Annotated in this window: 18 protein-coding genes; 12 read left to right on the top strand and 6 right to left on the bottom strand. The window is 67.6% G+C overall.

Going from position 1 to position 16,346, the window contains the following annotated elements; all coding sequences use genetic code 11:
• Positions 1 to 403 precede the first annotated feature (403 nt).
• Genes AC5QAB_RS08770 through AC5QAB_RS08760 form a run of 3 tightly spaced genes read left to right on the top strand, consistent with a single transcriptional unit; the run spans position 404 to position 3,413 of the window.
• Positions 404 to 1,360 (top strand): HlyD family secretion protein, encoded by a 957-nt coding sequence (locus AC5QAB_RS08770; RefSeq protein ID WP_495233350.1) that lies wholly within the window; start codon positions 404 to 406, stop codon positions 1,358 to 1,360.
• Positions 1,361 to 1,380: 20 nt separating this feature from the next.
• Entirely contained in the window at positions 1,381 to 2,304 is a 924-nt protein-coding gene (locus AC5QAB_RS08765; protein ID WP_032960918.1) for an ABC transporter ATP-binding protein, read from the top strand.
• Positions 2,301 to 3,413 carry an ABC transporter permease gene (locus AC5QAB_RS08760; protein ID WP_032960915.1) on the top strand — a complete coding sequence of 371 codons (1,113 nt, stop codon included), beginning with the start codon at positions 2,301 to 2,303 and terminating at the stop codon, positions 3,411 to 3,413. The genes AC5QAB_RS08765 and AC5QAB_RS08760 overlap by 4 nt, the downstream gene beginning before the upstream one ends.
• A gap of 42 nt (positions 3,414 to 3,455) precedes the next feature.
• Here the strand turns inward: AC5QAB_RS08760 and miaB are convergent, their stop codons facing one another.
• Positions 3,456 to 4,874, bottom strand: coding sequence for a tRNA (N6-isopentenyl adenosine(37)-C2)-methylthiotransferase MiaB (miaB, locus tag AC5QAB_RS08755; RefSeq protein WP_197561457.1), 1,419 nt, complete (start codon positions 4,872 to 4,874; stop codon positions 3,456 to 3,458).
• Positions 4,875 to 5,061: 187 nt separating this feature from the next.
• A complete protein-coding gene (locus tag AC5QAB_RS08750) occupies positions 5,062 to 5,679 on the bottom strand; it encodes a glutathione S-transferase family protein (protein ID WP_014646578.1) in 618 nt (205 codons plus the stop codon).
• A gap of 80 nt (positions 5,680 to 5,759) precedes the next feature.
• On the opposite strand from AC5QAB_RS08750, the gene AC5QAB_RS08745 reads away from it, so the two are divergent.
• The 7 genes from AC5QAB_RS08745 to AC5QAB_RS08715 all read left to right on the top strand — a co-directional run bounded on the left by AC5QAB_RS08745 (position 5,760) and on the right by AC5QAB_RS08715 (position 11,808).
• Positions 5,760 to 6,728, top strand: a complete 969-nt coding sequence (locus tag AC5QAB_RS08745) for a helix-turn-helix transcriptional regulator (protein WP_032960913.1) — start codon at positions 5,760 to 5,762, stop codon at positions 6,726 to 6,728.
• 46 nt (positions 6,729 to 6,774) lie between these two features.
• Positions 6,775 to 7,680 carry a lytic transglycosylase domain-containing protein gene (locus AC5QAB_RS08740; protein ID WP_014646580.1) on the top strand — a complete coding sequence of 302 codons (906 nt, stop codon included), beginning with the start codon at positions 6,775 to 6,777 and terminating at the stop codon, positions 7,678 to 7,680.
• A gap of 199 nt (positions 7,681 to 7,879) precedes the next feature.
• A complete protein-coding gene (gene petA / locus AC5QAB_RS08735) occupies positions 7,880 to 8,500 on the top strand; it encodes a ubiquinol-cytochrome c reductase iron-sulfur subunit (RefSeq protein ID WP_004151998.1) in 621 nt (206 codons plus the stop codon).
• Entirely contained in the window at positions 8,500 to 9,759 is a 1,260-nt protein-coding gene (locus tag AC5QAB_RS08730) for a cytochrome b (protein WP_014646581.1), read from the top strand. Before petA ends, AC5QAB_RS08730 begins: the two co-directional genes overlap by 1 nt.
• Positions 9,752 to 10,501 carry a cytochrome c1 gene (locus AC5QAB_RS08725; RefSeq protein WP_197561458.1) on the top strand — a complete coding sequence of 250 codons (750 nt, stop codon included), beginning with the start codon at positions 9,752 to 9,754 and terminating at the stop codon, positions 10,499 to 10,501. The genes AC5QAB_RS08730 and AC5QAB_RS08725 overlap by 8 nt, the downstream gene beginning before the upstream one ends.
• A gap of 134 nt (positions 10,502 to 10,635) precedes the next feature.
• A complete protein-coding gene (locus tag AC5QAB_RS08720; protein ID WP_005408842.1) occupies positions 10,636 to 11,271 on the top strand; it encodes a glutathione S-transferase N-terminal domain-containing protein in 636 nt (211 codons plus the stop codon).
• Between the two features lie 84 nt (positions 11,272 to 11,355).
• Positions 11,356 to 11,808: a ClpXP protease specificity-enhancing factor gene (locus AC5QAB_RS08715; RefSeq protein ID WP_014646584.1), complete on the top strand. Its 453-nt coding sequence runs from the start codon at positions 11,356 to 11,358 to the stop codon at positions 11,806 to 11,808.
• A gap of 104 nt (positions 11,809 to 11,912) precedes the next feature.
• Here AC5QAB_RS08715 and AC5QAB_RS08710 read toward each other — a convergent pair whose 3' ends face one another.
• The 4 genes from AC5QAB_RS08710 to AC5QAB_RS08695 all read right to left on the bottom strand — a co-directional run bounded on the left by AC5QAB_RS08710 (position 11,913) and on the right by AC5QAB_RS08695 (position 14,565).
• The gene (locus AC5QAB_RS08710) at positions 11,913 to 12,263 is read right to left on the bottom strand and encodes a DUF3301 domain-containing protein (protein WP_005415950.1); all 351 of its coding nucleotides are present in this window, start codon (positions 12,261 to 12,263) and stop codon (positions 11,913 to 11,915) included.
• A gap of 67 nt (positions 12,264 to 12,330) precedes the next feature.
• Positions 12,331 to 13,332, bottom strand: a complete 1,002-nt coding sequence (locus tag AC5QAB_RS08705) for a DUF2272 domain-containing protein (RefSeq protein ID WP_197561459.1) — start codon at positions 13,330 to 13,332, stop codon at positions 12,331 to 12,333.
• 115 nt (positions 13,333 to 13,447) lie between these two features.
• Positions 13,448 to 14,299 (bottom strand): carboxylating nicotinate-nucleotide diphosphorylase, encoded by an 852-nt coding sequence (gene nadC, locus AC5QAB_RS08700; protein ID WP_014646586.1) that lies wholly within the window; start codon positions 14,297 to 14,299, stop codon positions 13,448 to 13,450.
• Positions 14,296 to 14,565, bottom strand: coding sequence for a Trm112 family protein (locus tag AC5QAB_RS08695; RefSeq protein WP_014036599.1), 270 nt, complete (start codon positions 14,563 to 14,565; stop codon positions 14,296 to 14,298). The genes nadC and AC5QAB_RS08695 overlap by 4 nt, the downstream gene beginning before the upstream one ends.
• 58 nt (positions 14,566 to 14,623) lie before the next feature.
• Between AC5QAB_RS08695 and purE the strand changes: the two genes are divergently transcribed.
• Both purE and AC5QAB_RS08685 read left to right on the top strand, forming a co-directional pair.
• Positions 14,624 to 15,127: a 5-(carboxyamino)imidazole ribonucleotide mutase gene (purE, locus tag AC5QAB_RS08690; RefSeq protein WP_005412808.1), complete on the top strand. Its 504-nt coding sequence runs from the start codon at positions 14,624 to 14,626 to the stop codon at positions 15,125 to 15,127.
• Positions 15,124 to 16,272 carry a 5-(carboxyamino)imidazole ribonucleotide synthase gene (locus AC5QAB_RS08685; RefSeq protein ID WP_032960908.1) on the top strand — a complete coding sequence of 383 codons (1,149 nt, stop codon included), beginning with the start codon at positions 15,124 to 15,126 and terminating at the stop codon, positions 16,270 to 16,272. Before purE ends, AC5QAB_RS08685 begins: the two co-directional genes overlap by 4 nt.
• The last annotated feature ends 74 nt before the right edge of the window (positions 16,273 to 16,346 follow it).

Raw genomic sequence — 16,346 nt, 5'->3', positions numbered from 1 at the left:
GGGGCTGCGGAAACCTGTGGATAGACCTCTACAGTGCTTGTGCCACAAGCGTCATGAGGGGGTGGTGAAAAAATCGTCACGGACCCGGGCGTGCCGGCACCCGCAGGACGGGCGGACCGGGAGGGAGGGCACGTCGCAGCGCGTGGCCGAGAACTTCCAAGGCACGCCGGCGTTCTTCGTGATCGCAGCGCAGGTTCCGCTGCCAGGCGAGCAACAGGATCCCGTGTTGCCGGTTTTCCACACCGGTTGTGGAATGATGCCGAATCAACCTGTGGATAGGTGGCGCGGAGCCTTGCAGCCAAAGGCTCGCCAACGCATGGTGAAAAAACCGTCAGGGCTGATCGGAATCATTGAGGGTGCACGGGGCGGATGGCACCGTGGCGCCGTCGCAGGAGGGGATGGCATGGGCATCGGCAACGGGATGCGTGGAATCGGATTGGTGGGTATCGGCCTGCTGGCAGGGTGTGGGCAGGCGCCGCCTGCAGCGCTCGGCACGCTGGAGTGGGACCGGATCACGGTGCCGGCGCCGGCGGCCGAAGTGATCGCCACGGTGGAGGTGCGCGAGGGCCAGCAGGTCAAGGCCGGAGCAGTGCTGATGCAGCTCGACCCCGCCCGCGGCGACGCGCAGTTCGCCGCGGCGCAGGCCGACACGGTGCGCGCGCAGGCCCAGCTGGAAGAACTGAAGATCGGTCCGCGCCAGGAACAGATCGCGCAGGCCCAGGCGCAGCTGGCCGCGTTGCGCGCGCAGTCTGCTGAAGCCACGGCCTACTACCGTCGGGTGCAACCGCTGGCACGCCAGCGCCTGATCGCCGCCGCCGAGCTGGACCGTGCACGGGCGGCTGCCGGCAATGCCGAGGCCAGCGTGCGGGCCGCCGAGCAGGTTTGGCTGGAGCGGGTGCACGGCAGTCGCGCGCAGGACATCACCCAGGGCCAGGCGGCCGCCGACGCCGCACAGGCGCAGCAGGTGGTGCAGGGCGTCAACCTGCAGAAGCTGCAGCTGCGCGCACCCCGCGATGGCGTGGTCGATGCCTTGCCCTACCGGCAGGGAGACCAGGCACCGATCGGGGCGCCGCTGGCGGTGATGCTGGTTGGCGAGCGCCCCTATGCACGCGTCTACCTGCCGCAGCCGCTGCGCCTGCAGGTCAAGGTCGGGCAGGCCGCGCAGGTACAGCTGGAAGGCGGCAGCACCGTGCTGAAGGGGCACGTGCGCTCAATCCGCAGCGAGCCCTCGTTCACCCCGTACTACGCACTGACCGGTGATGACGTCGAGCGCCAGAGCTATCTGGCCGAGATCGAAGTGGACACGGCCACCGACATGCAGAAGCTTCCGGCCGGACTGCCGGTGCAGGTGCGCTTCTGAACACCGGCGACGACATCGCGGTGCATGCGCAGGGCTTGACCCGCCGCTTCGGCGATCTTCTGGCCGTGGACAATGTCGACCTGACTGTGCCGCGCGGGCAGGTGTACGGCTTCCTGGGGCCGAATGGATCCGGAAAGTCGACCACCATCCGCATGCTGTGCGGCCTGCTGGAACCGAGCGCTGGGCAGATCGAGGTGCTGGGGCTGCAGGTTCCCGAGCAGGCCGAAGCACTGCGCCGGCGCATCGGCTACATGACCCAGCGCTTCTCGTTGTATGAGGACCTGTCGGTGCGCGAGAACCTGGAATTCCTCGCCGCCATCCAGGATCTGCCACGCGCGCAGGCCCGGCAGCGGGTCGACGAGCTGCTGCAGCAGTACCGTCTGCTGGACCGGCAGCCGCAGCTGGCCGGAACCCTCAGCGGTGGCCAGAAGCAGCGCCTCGCCCTGGCCGGCGCCGTCGTGCACGCGCCCGAGCTGCTGTTCCTGGACGAGCCGACCAGCGCGGTCGATCCGGAATCGCGCCGTGATTTCTGGGAAGCCCTGTTTGAACTTGCCGACGCCGGTACCACCGTGCTGGTGTCGACCCACTACATGGACGAGGCCGAGCGCTGCCACCGGCTGGCAATCCTGGACCGTGGTGCACTGGTTGCCGATGGCACGCCGTCTGAGCTGTGCGCACGGCTGGACGGCCGCACGTTGCAGGTCACGTCGTCGCAGCCGCGGCAGGCCAGCCGCGCACTGTCTGAGCTGCCCGGTGTGCTGAGCGTGGCGCAGATCGGCACCCAGCTGCGCGTGCTGTGCAATGAGGGCGCAGCGGACGTCGCAGTGCTGGCCCGTGCACTTGCCAACGCTGACCCGCAGGCCCGCATCGAGACAGTGGCGCCGAACCTGGAAGATGTGTTCGTGGCCGCCACCCGTGGCCGCGGCCGGGAGCCGGCGGCATGAACCTGCGCCGGCTGTGGGCGATCATGCTCAAGGAGCTGCGGCAGCTGCGCCGCGACCGCATCACGCTGGCGATGATCGTTGGCATTCCGGTGATGCAGCTGTTGCTGTTCGGCTATGCGATCAACCTCAACCTGCGTCATCTCGATGCGGGTGTCGCCGATCAGGCCAACAGCGCCGCTTCGCGCGCGCTGGTGCAGGACATGGTGGCCACCGGCGTGATCACGCCGCGCAGCGAAGCCTACACGCCTGCCCAGCTGATGCAGGCGCTGCGCCGTGGCGAGATCAGTGTCGGCATCGTGGTGCCGGCCGACTTCGAGCGTCGCCGCTTCGATGGACGCGAGGCGGTGCAGGTGCTGGTCGATGGCAGCGACACCGTGGTGCAGAGCGCGGCGATCCAGCTGGCGCAGGTGCCGCTGGACACGCGCCCGACCAGCAACACCCGTCCCCTGCGCGAAGGCAGCATCGCCAGTGGTCCGGTCAGCGTGACCAGCTTCTACAACCCGCAGCGGCGCTCGGCGGTGAACATCGTACCGGGCCTGATCGGGGTGATCCTGACCATGACCCTGGTGATGTTCACGGCGGTAGCGGTGGTGCGCGAACGCGAGCGCGGCAACATGGAACTGCTGATCGCCACGCCGGTGTCGCGCAGCGAGCTGATGGTCGGCAAGGTGCTGCCCTATGCGGCCATCGGCCTGCTGCAGACCACGCTGGTGCTGGTGCTGGGCACCTGGCTGTTCCAGGTACCCATTCGCGGCAGCCTGCTGGACATCTATCTGGCCGCGGTGCTGCTGGTGCTGGCCAACCTGGCGCTGGGCCTGCTGATCTCCACGCGTGCGCGCTCGCAGTTCCAGGCGATGCAGATGACCCTGTTCCTGTTCCTGCCGTCGATCCTGCTGTCGGGCTTCATGTTCCCGTTCGCCGGCATGCCGCGGCCGGTGCAGTGGCTGGCCGAGGTGCTGCCGCTGACCCACTTCCTGCGCCTGGTGCGCGGCATCATGCTGCGCGGCGCCTCATTGTGGGAGCTGTGGCACGACGCGCTGGCGCTGCTGGCCTTCATCGTGGTGATGATGACCCTGGCCATCCTGCGTTTCCGCAAGCGCCTGGATTGAAGGCAGGGGGTCGGATCCCCGCAGGGGCTCCGACCCGAAGATTCATTCCGCCACCACCCGCGCGCGCAGCGAATTGGTCAGCGCTTCGGTGATCACCACATCCACGAACTGGCCGATCAATCGCGCCGGCGCCGGGAAGTTCACCGAACGCATGTTCTCGGTCTTGCCGGTCAGCTCGTTCGGGTTCTTGCGCGAGGGCCCTTCCACCAGCACGGTCTGCACGGTGCCGACCATCTTCTCGGAAATGCCAGCGGCATGCGCATTGATGCGCTCCTGCAGGCGCGACAGGCGCGCGTGCTTTTCGGCATCGCTGATCGTGTCCTCCAGGTCCGCGGCTGGCGTGCCCGGGCGCCGCGAATAGATGAAGGAGAAGCTGTGGTCGAAGCCGATGTCCTCGATCAGCTTCATGGTCTTCTCGAAGTCGGCATCGGTCTCGCCGGGGAAGCCGACGATGAAGTCCGAGCTGATCGAGATGTCCGGGCGCACCGCACGCAGCTTGCGGATCTTCGACTTGAATTCCAGCGCGGTGTAGCCGCGCTTCATCGCTGACAGCACGCGGTCGCTGCCAGCCTGTACCGGCAGGTGCAGGAAGTTGGCCAGCTGTGGCACGTCACGGAACGCATCGATCAGCGAATCGCTGAACTCCAGCGGATGCGAGGTGGTGAAGCGGATGCGGCCGACGCCATCGATCTCGGCGATGGTGCGGATCAGCAGGCCGAGGTCGGCGAACTCACCGTCACCATAGGGCCCGCGATACGCGTTGACGTTCTGCCCGAGCAGGTTGATCTCGCGCACGCCCTGTGCGGCCAGCTGCGCCACCTCCACCACCACATCCTCGAACGGGCGGCTGACTTCGGTGCCGCGGGTGTAGGGCACCACGCAGAACGAACAGTACTTGGAACAGCCTTCCATGATCGACACGAATGCCGAGGGACCTTCGGCGCGCGGCTCGGGCAGGCGATCGAATTTCTCGATCTCGGGGAAGCTGATGTCGACCTGCGGGCGCTTCTGTTCGCGGCGTGCGCGGATCAGCTCCGGCAGCCGGTGCAGGGTCTGCGGGCCGAACACCAGGTCGACGAACGGCGCGCGCTTGATGATCGCTTCGCCTTCCTGCGAGGCGACGCAGCCGCCGACGCCAATGATGACTTCGCGGCCCTTCTTCTTCAGGCCCTTCCACACGCCCAGCTGGCTGAACACCTTCTCCTGCGCCTTCTCGCGGATGGAGCAGGTGTTGACCAGGATGACGTCGGCGTCGTCCGGGCTGTCGGTCAGTTCCAGGCCATCGCTGGCGGCAAGCACGTCGGCCATCTTGGCCGAGTCGTACTCGTTCATCTGGCAACCGTGGGTCTTGATGTACAGCTTGCCTTTCACCTGGTCGGGCTTGCGCGGACCAGCGGGCAGGGCAACGAGCGGGGTACCGCCCGGTGTGGTGGGCGGAAAGACGTCTGGCGTCCCGGTCATGGCGCTTAATCCATTCGGGTGGCGGGAAAGCGGGCAATTCTACCCGCATCCCGCGCCAGCCGCCGCGCCCGTGCAACCGAGCCCATGCCCAGCGTGGCCATCACCGTAGAGCCGAGCCCGTGCTCGGCTGCCTTTGCAAGGCGGAGGAGCAGCCGAGCGTGGGCTCGGCTCTACAAGGGGCCGCTGCTTACGCCGCCAGCTCCGCATCGATCTGCCGCGAACGGTCGAAGGCGGTCATCGCGCTCATCCGTGCGATGTAATCGGCCGTGGCCGGCGCGGGCTGCACCAGGCCGAAGGCCGTGGTCCAGGCCAGCGCATTGCCCCACAGCACGTCGGCGGCGCTCATCGTTTCGCCGAGCAGGTAGGGGCCCTGCGCCAGCTGGGCCTCGATCACCTGCAGCACGGTCTCGGCGTCGTTATACGGCGACATCAGGCGCGGCGGCGGCTCGCGGTGCATCGCCTTGTCGATCATCGCCGGCTCGAAACAGGCGCCATAGAAGGCCATCCAGCGCAGGTAGGGCCCGCGCAGGGCGTCGCCGATCGGCGGTGCCAGGCCGGCCTCTGGATACAGGTCGGCCAGGTACAGATAGATCGCCACCTGCTCGGTCACCAGCGCACCGTTGTGGACGATCGCCGGCACCTTGCCCATCGGGTTGATGGCCAGGTAGGCCGGGGCCAGGTTGGCGCCCGCCTTCAGGTCCAGCACCTGCATGCGGTAGTCGGCACCCAGTGCTTCGAGCAGGGCCACGGCGCCGCTCGAGCGGGAACGGGCGGCGTGGTACAGGGTGATCTGGCGTGAATTCATGGCATTGCTCCTTGCGGTGGGTGGTGAACTGGAGGCCATCCTGGGGCACTATTGCGGACGACTTCTGTCCTCGATCCTTCATGCGCCATACCGCCCATCGACTGCTTCGCCTGATCGCCCTGCTGCAGGCCCGCCGCCAGTGGTCCGGGGCCGAGCTCGCCGAGCGCATGGGCGTGGACCGGCGCAGCATCCGCCGTGACGTCGAGCGCCTGCGCGAGCTGGGTTATCCGGTCCGGGCCTCGTCCGGGGTTGGCGGCGGCTACCAGCTGGGGGCAGGGGCGCCGGTGCTGCCGATGCTGCTGGACGAGGAGGAGGCGACTACCCTGGCCATCGCCCTGCGCGCGGCCTCGGCGACCGTCGCCGGCATCGACGACACCGCGCGCGGCCTGTTGTCCAAGCTCGATCCGCTGGTGCCGACCCGTCGCCGCCAGCAGGCCGGCGAGGTGCATGCCGCCACCGCCACCCTGTCCGACCTTCCGTCCACCGACGCACGCCTGCTCGGGCAGCTGGCCCAGCACTGCCGGCAGGCGTCACGGCTGGCCTTCGAATACCGCAGTGCCCAGGAAGCGGTGACCCAGCGCGAGGTCGAGGCGCAGCACCTGGTCAACTACGGGCGGCGCTGGTACCTGCTGGCTTGGGACCTGGGCCGGCAGGACTGGCGCACCCTGCGCGTGGACCGGATGGGCGCGGTGCGCGAATGCGCCGAGCCAGGCATGCACCGCCGTACGCCCGCACCGCCGGATGTGATGGTGCGGCAGGCGGTCAGCCAGGCCCCGTTCGCCCTGCAGGCCATCGTCCGCCTGGCCGGCAGCCGCGCCGAGCTGGAAGGCCGCATCCCGCCCTGGTGTGGTGTGCTGGAGCACGATGGGCCCGACCATTGCCTGCTGCGCATGGGCGCCGAGAGCCGCGGCATGATGCTGGCGCAGATCCTCAGCCTGGACCGGGTGCCGGTGGCGGTGTGGACCACGCCGCCGGGGCTGCGCGATGAACTGGCACAGCGCCTGGCCGGATTGGGGCAGGTGCTGGCTGTGCCGCCGGTCACAGGCTGAGCCGCGTCGCTTGGCAAGCCCCGGCGAAGCTGGGACACTCGCCGGCATGAAGGGGATACTGGGGACAACGGCGATCATCATCGCTGCGCTGACCGCTGCGCCGGCCAGCGCGGGCACCCTGTTCAAGTGCCAGGGCGCCGACGGGGTCACCAGCTATGTCAGCAAGCGCCTGGCCGGGGCCCGCTGCAGCGCCATCAGCTACAGCCGCGACCTCCGCCCGGCACCGCGCCCGGTGGTGGCCGCGCCGAAGCCGGCGCCGACCACCGTGGCCAGCATCGAGCGCAACCCGGTGGCGGTGGCGGCCAGCGCTGCGGCACCGGCGGCTGCGCCAGCCGCCGTGCCCGCGCCCCCGGTCGCCTCGCGCAGCGGGCGCATGGTCAGCGGCCAGGTCTATTCCTTCATGAAGGACGGCGTGCGCCACTACACCAGTGCGCGCCCGACCCAGGTCGCCAACCTCGGCCCGGTGCGCACCATCCGCTACAGTTTCATGGAGCGCTGCTATGCCTGTGGCGTCAACCCGCGCGTGGACTTCGGTTCGGTGCGGTTGAACACCACCGCGTTCCAGACCGAGATCAGCTCGGCCGCGCGCGAGTTCGGCGTCGACGAAGCCGTGGTGCGCGCCATCATCCACGCCGAGTCGGCCTACAACCCGACCGCGCTCAGCCGCGCCGGCGCGCAGGGCCTGATGCAGCTGATGCCGCCAACCGCGGCCCGTTTCGGAGTCAGCGATTCCTACGATGCCGGGCAGAACATCCGCGGTGGCGTGCAGTATCTTGCGTGGTTGTTGAAGCGTTTCAATGGCGACCTGACCCTGGCCGCGGCTGGCTACAACGCGGGCGAAGGCGCGGTTGACCGCCACGGTGGCGTGCCGCCCTACAGCGAGACCCAGTACTACGTGCGCCGGGTCGGGCAGCTGGCCGAGCGTTACCGCACCGCATTGACGCACCAGTAGTGCCGGCCGCTGGCCGGCAACCTTGGGCAATGGCCGGTACCGACCGGCCACTGGCTGGCAGCCCCGTAATCAATGTTGTTGCAATGCGTTGTGTGGCGCTCGACGGTTCCGCTACACTCGCCCATGATTCAATGCGGCTCTGGCCCCCACCGGATCCGCTGGCAGCCTTAAAGCTACCTAATCAATATCGGAGTGCCGGATGGCCAACGATGGGGTACACGATCCAGTCAACACCGGACGTCGGCGTTTTCTTTCTGCCACCACAGCCGTGGTGGGCGCCGTCGGCGTCGGATTCACCGCTGTTCCTTTCATCAAATCCTGGAACCCCAGTGCCCGTGCCAAGCTTGCCGGCGCACCGGTGGTGGCCGACATCAGCGCCCTGCAGGAAGGCCAACGCCTGATCGTGGAATGGCGTGGCCAGCCGATCTGGATCGTCAAGCGGTCCAAGGCGATCCTCGATGCACTGCACGGGCTCGATGGCCGCCTCAAGGACCCCGAGTCCGGCGAGAAGGACCAGCAGCCGGACTACGTGCTGAAGCAGAACCCCGAGCTGCGCTCGATCAAGCCGGACATTTCCGTGCTGGTCGGCCTGTGCACGCACCTGGGCTGTTCGCCGGAAATGGTCGCCGAGATCCGGCCTGAACCCTATGACCCGCAGTGGAAGGGCGGCTACTTCTGCCCCTGCCACAAGTCGCGCTTCGACATGTCCGGCCGCGTCTTCAAGGACGTGCCGGCGCCGATCAACCTGAAGGTGCCCGCGCACCATTACCAGGACGACAACACCATCATCATCGGTGTCGATCCGCAGGGGGCAGCCTGATGGCCAATATCCTCGCTCGTACCGCCAGCGGCGTGGCCGACTGGGTCAATGCCCGCGCGCCGGGCCTGATGCCGGTCTATCGCAAGCATGTCACCGAGTACTACGCGCCGAAGAACTTCAACATCTGGTACTACTTCGGTTCGCTGGCGCTGCTGGTGCTGGTCAACCAGATCGTCACCGGCATCTTCCTGACGATGCACTACAAGACCAACGCCGCCGAGGCGTTCGGCTCCATCGAATACATCATGCGTGATGTGGAGTGGGGCTGGCTGATCCGCTACATGCACTCCACCGGGGCCTCGCTGTTCTTCATCGTGGTCTACCTGCACATGTTCCGCGGCCTGCTGTACGGCAGTTACCAGAAGCCGCGCGAGCTGGTGTGGATCCTGGGCATGCTGATCTACCTGGTGCTGATGGCCGAAGCCTTCATGGGCTACGTGCTGCCGTGGGGGCAGATGTCGTTCTGGGGCGCCAAGGTGATCATTTCGCTGTTCGGCGCGATACCGGTGATCGGCAACGGCCTGACCGAGTGGATCATGGGCGACTACCTGCCCAGTGACGCCACGCTCAACCGCTTCTTCGCGCTGCACGTCATCGCACTGCCGCTGGTGCTGCTGTTGCTGGTGGTGCTGCACTTGGGCGCGCTGCACGAGGTGGGGTCGAACAACCCCGATGGCGTGGAGATCAAGAAGGGGCCCAAGGGCAACCGCTGGTCGCCGAACGCCCCGGCCGACGGCATTCCGTTCCATCCGTACTACACGCTCAAGGATGGCGTCGGTGCCGGCTTCCTGCTGATCATCGCCGCCTTCATCATCTTCTTCGCCCCCGGTTTCGGCGGCCTGTTCCTGGAGCACGACAACTTCACCGAAGCCAACCGCCTGGTGACCCCGGAACACATCAAGCCGGTCTGGTACTACACGCCGTACTACGCGATGTTGCGCGTGGTGCCGAACAAGCTGGGCGGCGTGCTGGTGATGTTCTCGGCCATCGCGATCCTGTTCCTGGTGCCGTGGCTGGACAAGGCGAAGGTGAAATCGGTGCGCTACCGCGGCTGGATCTCGAAGGTGATGCTGGGCGTGCTGGCGGTGTGCTTCGTGTGGCTGGGCGTGATTGGTTCCGGCCCGGGCACCGATGTGCACGAGACCTACATCGGGCGGGTGTTGACCTTCCTGTACTTCGCGTTCTTCATCACCATGCCGCTATGGACAAGGTTGGACAGGACCAAGCCGGTACCGGAGAGGGTGACCACGCATGACTGAGCGCTGGATGGTCCGGCTGGCCCTGGCGGCCACCCTGATGCTGGGCAGTTTCCTGGCCTCCGCCGCCGAAGGCGGCACCCCGCTGCTGCAGGCCGGCAACGACCTCGGTGACCGCGCCTCGCTGCAGCGCGGCGCGCAGCTGTACATGAACTACTGCTCCGGCTGCCACGCATTGAAGTACCTGCGCTATTCGCGGATGGCGCAGGACCTCGGCCTGACCGAGGAAGATGTGATGAACAACCTCAACTTCACCGGCTCGGCGATCGGCGACCCGATCCCGGTGGCGATGCCCAAGGAGAACGCGGAGAAGTGGTTCGGCAAGATGCCGCCCGATCTCAGCCTGATCTCGCGCGTGCGGGGCAGTGACTGGGTCTACACCTATCTCAAGTCGTTCTATCTGGACAGCAGCCGCCCGCTGGGCTGGAACAACGCGCTGTTCGCCAATGCCTCCATGCCCAACCCGCTGTGGGAAATGCAGGGCCTGCAGCATGCGGTGCACGGCAAGGCGGAAGCGCCCGGCATGGACCCGCCGGTGACCGGCCTGAAAATCGAAACGCCCGGGTCGGTCGATGCCGGCCAGTACGATCAGGCCGTTCGGGACATCACCAACTTCCTCGAATACGCCGGTGAACCGGCCGCGCTTAAGCGCCAGCAGCTGGGCGTATGGGTGATCCTGTTCCTGGCCCTGCTGACTTTCCTGCTGTACCTGCTGAAGAAGGAATACTGGAAGGACGTCCACTGATTCTGCCGCCGGCCATCGCCCGGGCCTATTGGCTTTTGTGATGGTCGGTTGCACACTCGGGGTGGAGTCGACCGCTGGCACGGTGCCGGCGGCGCCGATGCGGCAGGCGGTCTCCTGTCGTGGGAGAGCCTTTGATGGCGGCGAGCGTACGCATGCGCAATACACTGACGCTGTTTTCCTCGAACGACGACGTACTGTGCCACCGGGTACGCCTGGTGCTGGCGGCCAAGGGGGTCACCTTCGACTTTGTCCCGGTCGATCCGCAGAACCCGCCTGAAGACCTGATCGATCTCAATCCGTACCACTCGGTGCCGACCCTGGTCGAGCGCGAGCTGGTGCTGTACGCCGCGTCGGTGGTCAGCGAATACTTGGACGAACGCTACCCGCATCCTCCGCTGATGCCGGTCGATCCGCTCTCGCGTGCGCGTATCCGCTTGGCCATGCTGCGCATCGAGCACGACTGGGTACCGCAGGTGCAGGCCATCCAGCTGGGCAACAAGACCCAGGCCGAGGCCGGCCGCAAGCGCCTGAAGGAACTGCTGACCGCGTCGCTGCCGCTGTTCAAGGCCAGCAAGTTCTTCCTCAATCCGGAAATGAGCCTGGCCGACTGCGCAATGGCACCGATCATCTGGCGCCTGCAGTCGCTGGACGTGCCGCTGCCGAAGGACGGCAAGGCGATCGAGGACTATGGCAACCGCATCTTCCGTCACCCGGGTTTCGTCCGCAGCCTGACCGACCAGGAAAAGAAGCTGCGCGATCTGCCGGTCTGATCCGACCTTGCGTAACCCGTCTGCACGCCGACCGGCGTGCAGGCGATCCGCCCCGGCGGGGCGCCGGGCGCGTACACTTCACGCATGACCGAAGACTTCTTCCACATGACCAGCCACCGCCCGTACCTGCTGCGGGCGCTGGTGGAATGGATCAACGACAACCAGCTGACCCCGCACATCCTGGTCGACGCCGGCGTCCCCGGCGTGCAGGTGCCGCCTTCGGCGGTCAAGGATGGCCGGGTCGTGCTCAACATCGCCGAACGCGCCGTCGTGCGGCTGATGATCGACAACGAAATGGTGAGCTTCTCGGCCCGCTTCTCCGGCACCAGCTACCCGGTGCAGGTACCGATCAGCGCCGTGCTGGCGGTCTATGCCCGCGAGACCGGGCAGGGCATGGCGCTGCCGGATGACATTCCGGGCAGCGAGACCGCGCCGACCAGTGACGAACTGCTGCACGAGGACGGCACGCCGCCGGACGATACGCCACCGGCCAGTCCGCCGCCCAAGGGCCGCCCGAACCTGCGCGTGGTCAAGTAACCATTCCGACGCCGCCCCGCTGGGCGGCGTCTTCCTTTGCAGGTTTTACCGGTGGGTGCCGGAATTGTGTGGGTGCCGACCGTTGGTCGGCACACCTTCAGTTCTTACACATCCTCGGCATCCTCCACATCCGGCCGGATCTGGCTGATCCGCGCGGCACCGGGGCCGGTGAACGAGATCAGCTGGTCGCCGCGCAGCACCATGCGGCCCACGTGGCGATCGATGCCATCGTAGGAATACTCGAACTTGAAGGTGCGCTCGAAACCGAGCCGTCCGTCCTCGCCACGCGACAGTCGCAGGCCGGTGGCATGTACCGCCTGATCCAGCCACTGCACGTCGGCAGCGCGGCAGGCATTGCGGCCCAGCTCGACCGCGCGCTCGGCGGCCGAACGCGCCGCATTCCAGAAGAAATAGATGATTCCGCCGGCAATCAGCAACAACAGCAGGGTGGGCATGGCGTCAGCCGTCAGAGGTCGATCCCGCAAAGATGGCGGCGAACGCGCGCTGGATCAAGCGCTGCACTCACCGCCGTGGCTGCGGTTCGCTGGACGCCGGTGATGCGGGCGCGGTAGACGGCGCCGTCGCCGGCACCGTCTGCATCGGCGCGGCGGAGGGCGAAGGCATCACCAATGGCGCGGTCGCCGTCAGCTGCAGCAGCGCTGCCCAGTCCTGGCGGTTGAAGCTGCATTCGTCCTCGCGGCCCGGCGTGCAGCTGGGCTCGATGCCGGTGCTGTTGCGTTCGCGCGCCGGCGGCAGCTTGATCAACCCGGTGCGGTCCAGCGGCAGCAGTCGCATCGCCACCGTGTTCATCACGTTGCCGCCCACCAGGTACAGGGTCTGGTCGCCCCCCAGGTTGGCGGCCACCACTACTTCGCAATGTGATTTCCAGTGGCCCACCGAACCGTTGCCCAGTGCCTGCATCAGCCCACTGTAGCTGAGCGTGGTGCTGCGATCGCGCAGGAAGCACAGCAGGTCGCCCGGTGCGGGCTTTGCGGTCGCGGGATCGACCAGCCGGTACGGCACGCCCGAGGGTCCGCCCTGGTACGCGGCACGGATGTAGTCGATGTGGCGTGGCGACGCGTTGAAGCCGGGGACGCCGGACTGCACCATCACCCAGGAAATGAACGCGGCCGACCACGGGTTGTCGATCAGGAAGGTGCGGCAGTCGCTGTCGGTGTAGCGCGTGCCCAGTGGTGCCACACAGCTGCTGGCGCCGGCGATGCTGCCCATCGCGTTGAGCGTGCCGCTGTTGCGCCAGTAGCCGGCCACGCGCTGCCAGGCAATCAGCCCGTTGTCGGCGAGATGTTCGTTCTCGGCCTCGGTGACACTCAGGCTCGCCGCGCGGCCATCGCGATCGATGAAGGGCCGGAACCAGAGCCGGTGTTCATTGCAGGCAGTAGTGCGGATGGCCACCGCCAATGGGCTCAGGCCGAAACGCGGTGGCACATCGCAGGCTTCGGCCGCCGCTGCGGACAGGGGGGCCGCGGCCAGCAGCAGACAGGCAGGCAAGAGCATCCGGCGCATGCGCGGCTCCTGTGGGGGATGCCCGCAGCGTCGCAGCGCTGTCGTGAACGCCGGGTGTGAGAACGGGGTCGGATCCCTTTTCCCATGAAAAAGGGATCGGACCCCAAGCCAGGCCTCAGCCCGGCGGTGGGCCGAGCTTCAACGACAGATCGATGGCCTGCACGTGCTTGGTCAGGCCGCCGATGGAGATGCAGTCGACGCCATCCTCGGCGATCGAGCGCAGGCCACCCAGGCCGACGCTGCCGGACACTTCCAGCGGAATGCGGCCGGCCGTGATGCGTACCGCCTCGCGGCGCAGGTCGGGGCTGAAGTCGTCCAGCAGGATGCGTTCGCAACCAGCGTCGAGCGCCTGGCGCAGCTGCGCCAGATCCTCGACCTCGACCACCAGCGGCAGCGCAGGCCACTGCCGGCGTGCGCCCGCCACGGCGTCGGCCAGTGAACCGGCAGCGCGGATGTGGTTTTCCTTCAGCATCACCGTGTCGTACAGGCCGAAACGATGGTTCTCGCCACCGCCGCAGCGCACCGCGTACTTCTGCGCCAGGCGCAGGCCGGGCAGGGTCTTGCGGGTGTCAAGGATGCGCGTGCCGGTACCGGCCACCGCCGCCACGTAGCGGGCGGTGGTGGTTGCCGTACCGGACAGCGTCTGCAGGAAGTTGAGCGAGGTGCGTTCGGCGCTGACCAGGCTGCGGCTGCGCCCGTGCAGCAGGGCCAGCACGGTGCCTGCGGTGACCGCGTCGCCGTCGGAAACCTGCCATTCGATGCGTACGTCCGGGTCGAGCGCGCGGTGGGTGGCGTCGAACCAGGGGCGGCCGGCGATCACCCCGTCCTGCTTGCACAGCAGGTAGGCGCTGTCGGCCTGGTCGGGCAGCAGGGCGGCGGTGACATCACCGCTGCCCAGGTCCTCGGCCAGTGCACGCGCGACATCGGCGGCGACAACGGCCGCATCCGGCGTCGGCAGCGTGCTCATGCGGTCGGGAAATCGGCGATCTGGGCGGTCGGGATGGCTTCCTCGGCCAGCAGCACCGGGATGCCGTCGTCGACGCGGAAGACCTGCTTGCGGTCGCGGGTGACCAGCGCTTCGCGCAGCGGCTGCGCCAGCGGGTTGCCATCGGCCTTGTTCACCGCGCCGGCGGAAATGGCCTTGTTGAGGGCTTCCAGGCCCTTGCCATCCAGCAGGGACAGGGGCTGGCGGGTGTCAGGCGACACCAGCAGGTCGAGCAGCTTGCGATCCATGGTTCTTCGTCTTGCGTGGAAGATGGCTAGAATACGTCTTTAAGGCAGGTGACGGCCAATGACCCCCAACCCGATCGCGCCGCTTGTCGGCATCGTCATGGGTTCCCGTTCCGACTGGGAAACCATGCAGCACGCCGCCCAGAAGCTTGAAGCCCTGGGTGTTCCGTTCGAAGTGAAGGTGGTGTCCGCGCATCGGACGCCGGATGTGTTGTTCAGTTACGCCGAGCAGGCGGGCCCGCGTGGCCTGCGCGCGATCATCGCCGGTGCCGGCGGGGCCGCCCACCTGCCGGGCATGATCGCCGCCAAGACCGCCGTGCCGGTGCTGGGCGTGCCGGTGCAGTCCAAGGCCCTCAACGGCATGGATTCGCTGCTGTCGATCGTGCAGATGCCGGCCGGTATCCCGGTCGCCACCTTCGCCATCGGCAATGCCGGCGCGTCTAACGCGGCGCTGTTCGCCGCCGCGATGCTGGCCAGCGACCAGCCGGCGATCGGCCAGGCGCTCGACGCCTTCCGTGCACGCCAGACCGAAGACGTGATGGCCCACGACGATCCGCGCCAATGAGCCTGACCGTCGGCATCCTGGGCGGCGGCCAGCTCGCCCGCATGATGGTCCTGGCCGGTGCGCCGCTGGGGCTGCGCTTCGAACTGTATGACCCGGCGGCCGACGCCTGCAGCGGCCCGCTGGCGCCGCTCACCGTCGGTGCCTTCGACGACCGCCAGGCGCTGGCGGACTTCGCTGCCAAGGTCGATGTGGTCACCTTCGATTTCGAGAATGTGCCCGCCGACAGTGCACAGTTCCTGGCCGACCGCGTGCCGGTCTACCCGCCGCCGGCCGCGCTGGCGGTGGCCCAGGACCGGTTGAGCGAGAAGACCCTGTTCCAGCAGCTGGGTATTCCGCTGCCGGCCTTCGCTGATATCCGCAGCCGTGACGAGCTGGCGGCGAAAGCCGTCGAATTCGGCCTGCCGTGCATCCTCAAGACCCGCCGCCTGGGCTACGACGGCAAGGGCCAGTTCCGCCTGCGCAGCGAAGCCGACATTGATGCCGCCTGGGATGCGCTGGGTGCACAGGTCGAGCGCACCGGACTGATCCTGGAGGGCTTCGTGGCCTTCCAGCGCGAGGTCAGCGTGGTGGCCGTGCGTGGCCGCGATGGCAGTTTCGAAGCCTGGCCGATCACCGGCAACTGGCATGTCGACGGTGTGCTGTCGGCCAGCGTGGCCCCGGCCGTGCTGTCCGCCGCCGAGCAGCAGGCAGCCATCGGCTATGCACGCCGTGTCGCCGAACACCTGCAGTACGTCGGCGTGTTCGCGCTGGAACTGTTCTGCCGCGATGGCGAGCTGCTGGCCAACGAGATGGCGCCACGCGTGCACAACTCCGGGCACTGGACCATCGAAGGCAGCGAGACCTCGCAGTTCGAGAACCACCTGCGCGCCGTGCTGGGCCTGCCGCTGGGCAGCACCCGCATGCTCGGCCATGCCTGCATGCTGAATTGGCTGGGCCGGATGCCCGACCCGTTGCCGGTGCTGGCCCAGGCCAGTGGCCACTGGCATGACTATGGCAAGGAGTCGCGCGAAGGCCGCAAGGTCGGCCATGCCACGTTGCGCGATGACGATGCCGCAGCACTGGCCGACGCGTTGGACCAGGTGGGCCTGGAACTGGACCGCCAGGCCCAGGTGGCACCGGCGGTGCACGCGCTGCGCAACCGCTGAGTCCGGTAGTGCCGGCCGCAGGCCAGCAGTGCAACGGTGTGGCGCACCGGTGCAGCCATCGGCGCAACATTCCC

The sequence above is a fragment of the Stenotrophomonas sp. YJH_SMC_127 genome (assembly GCF_059372445.1).
This window is presented reverse-complemented; position numbering and strand designations above follow the sequence as displayed.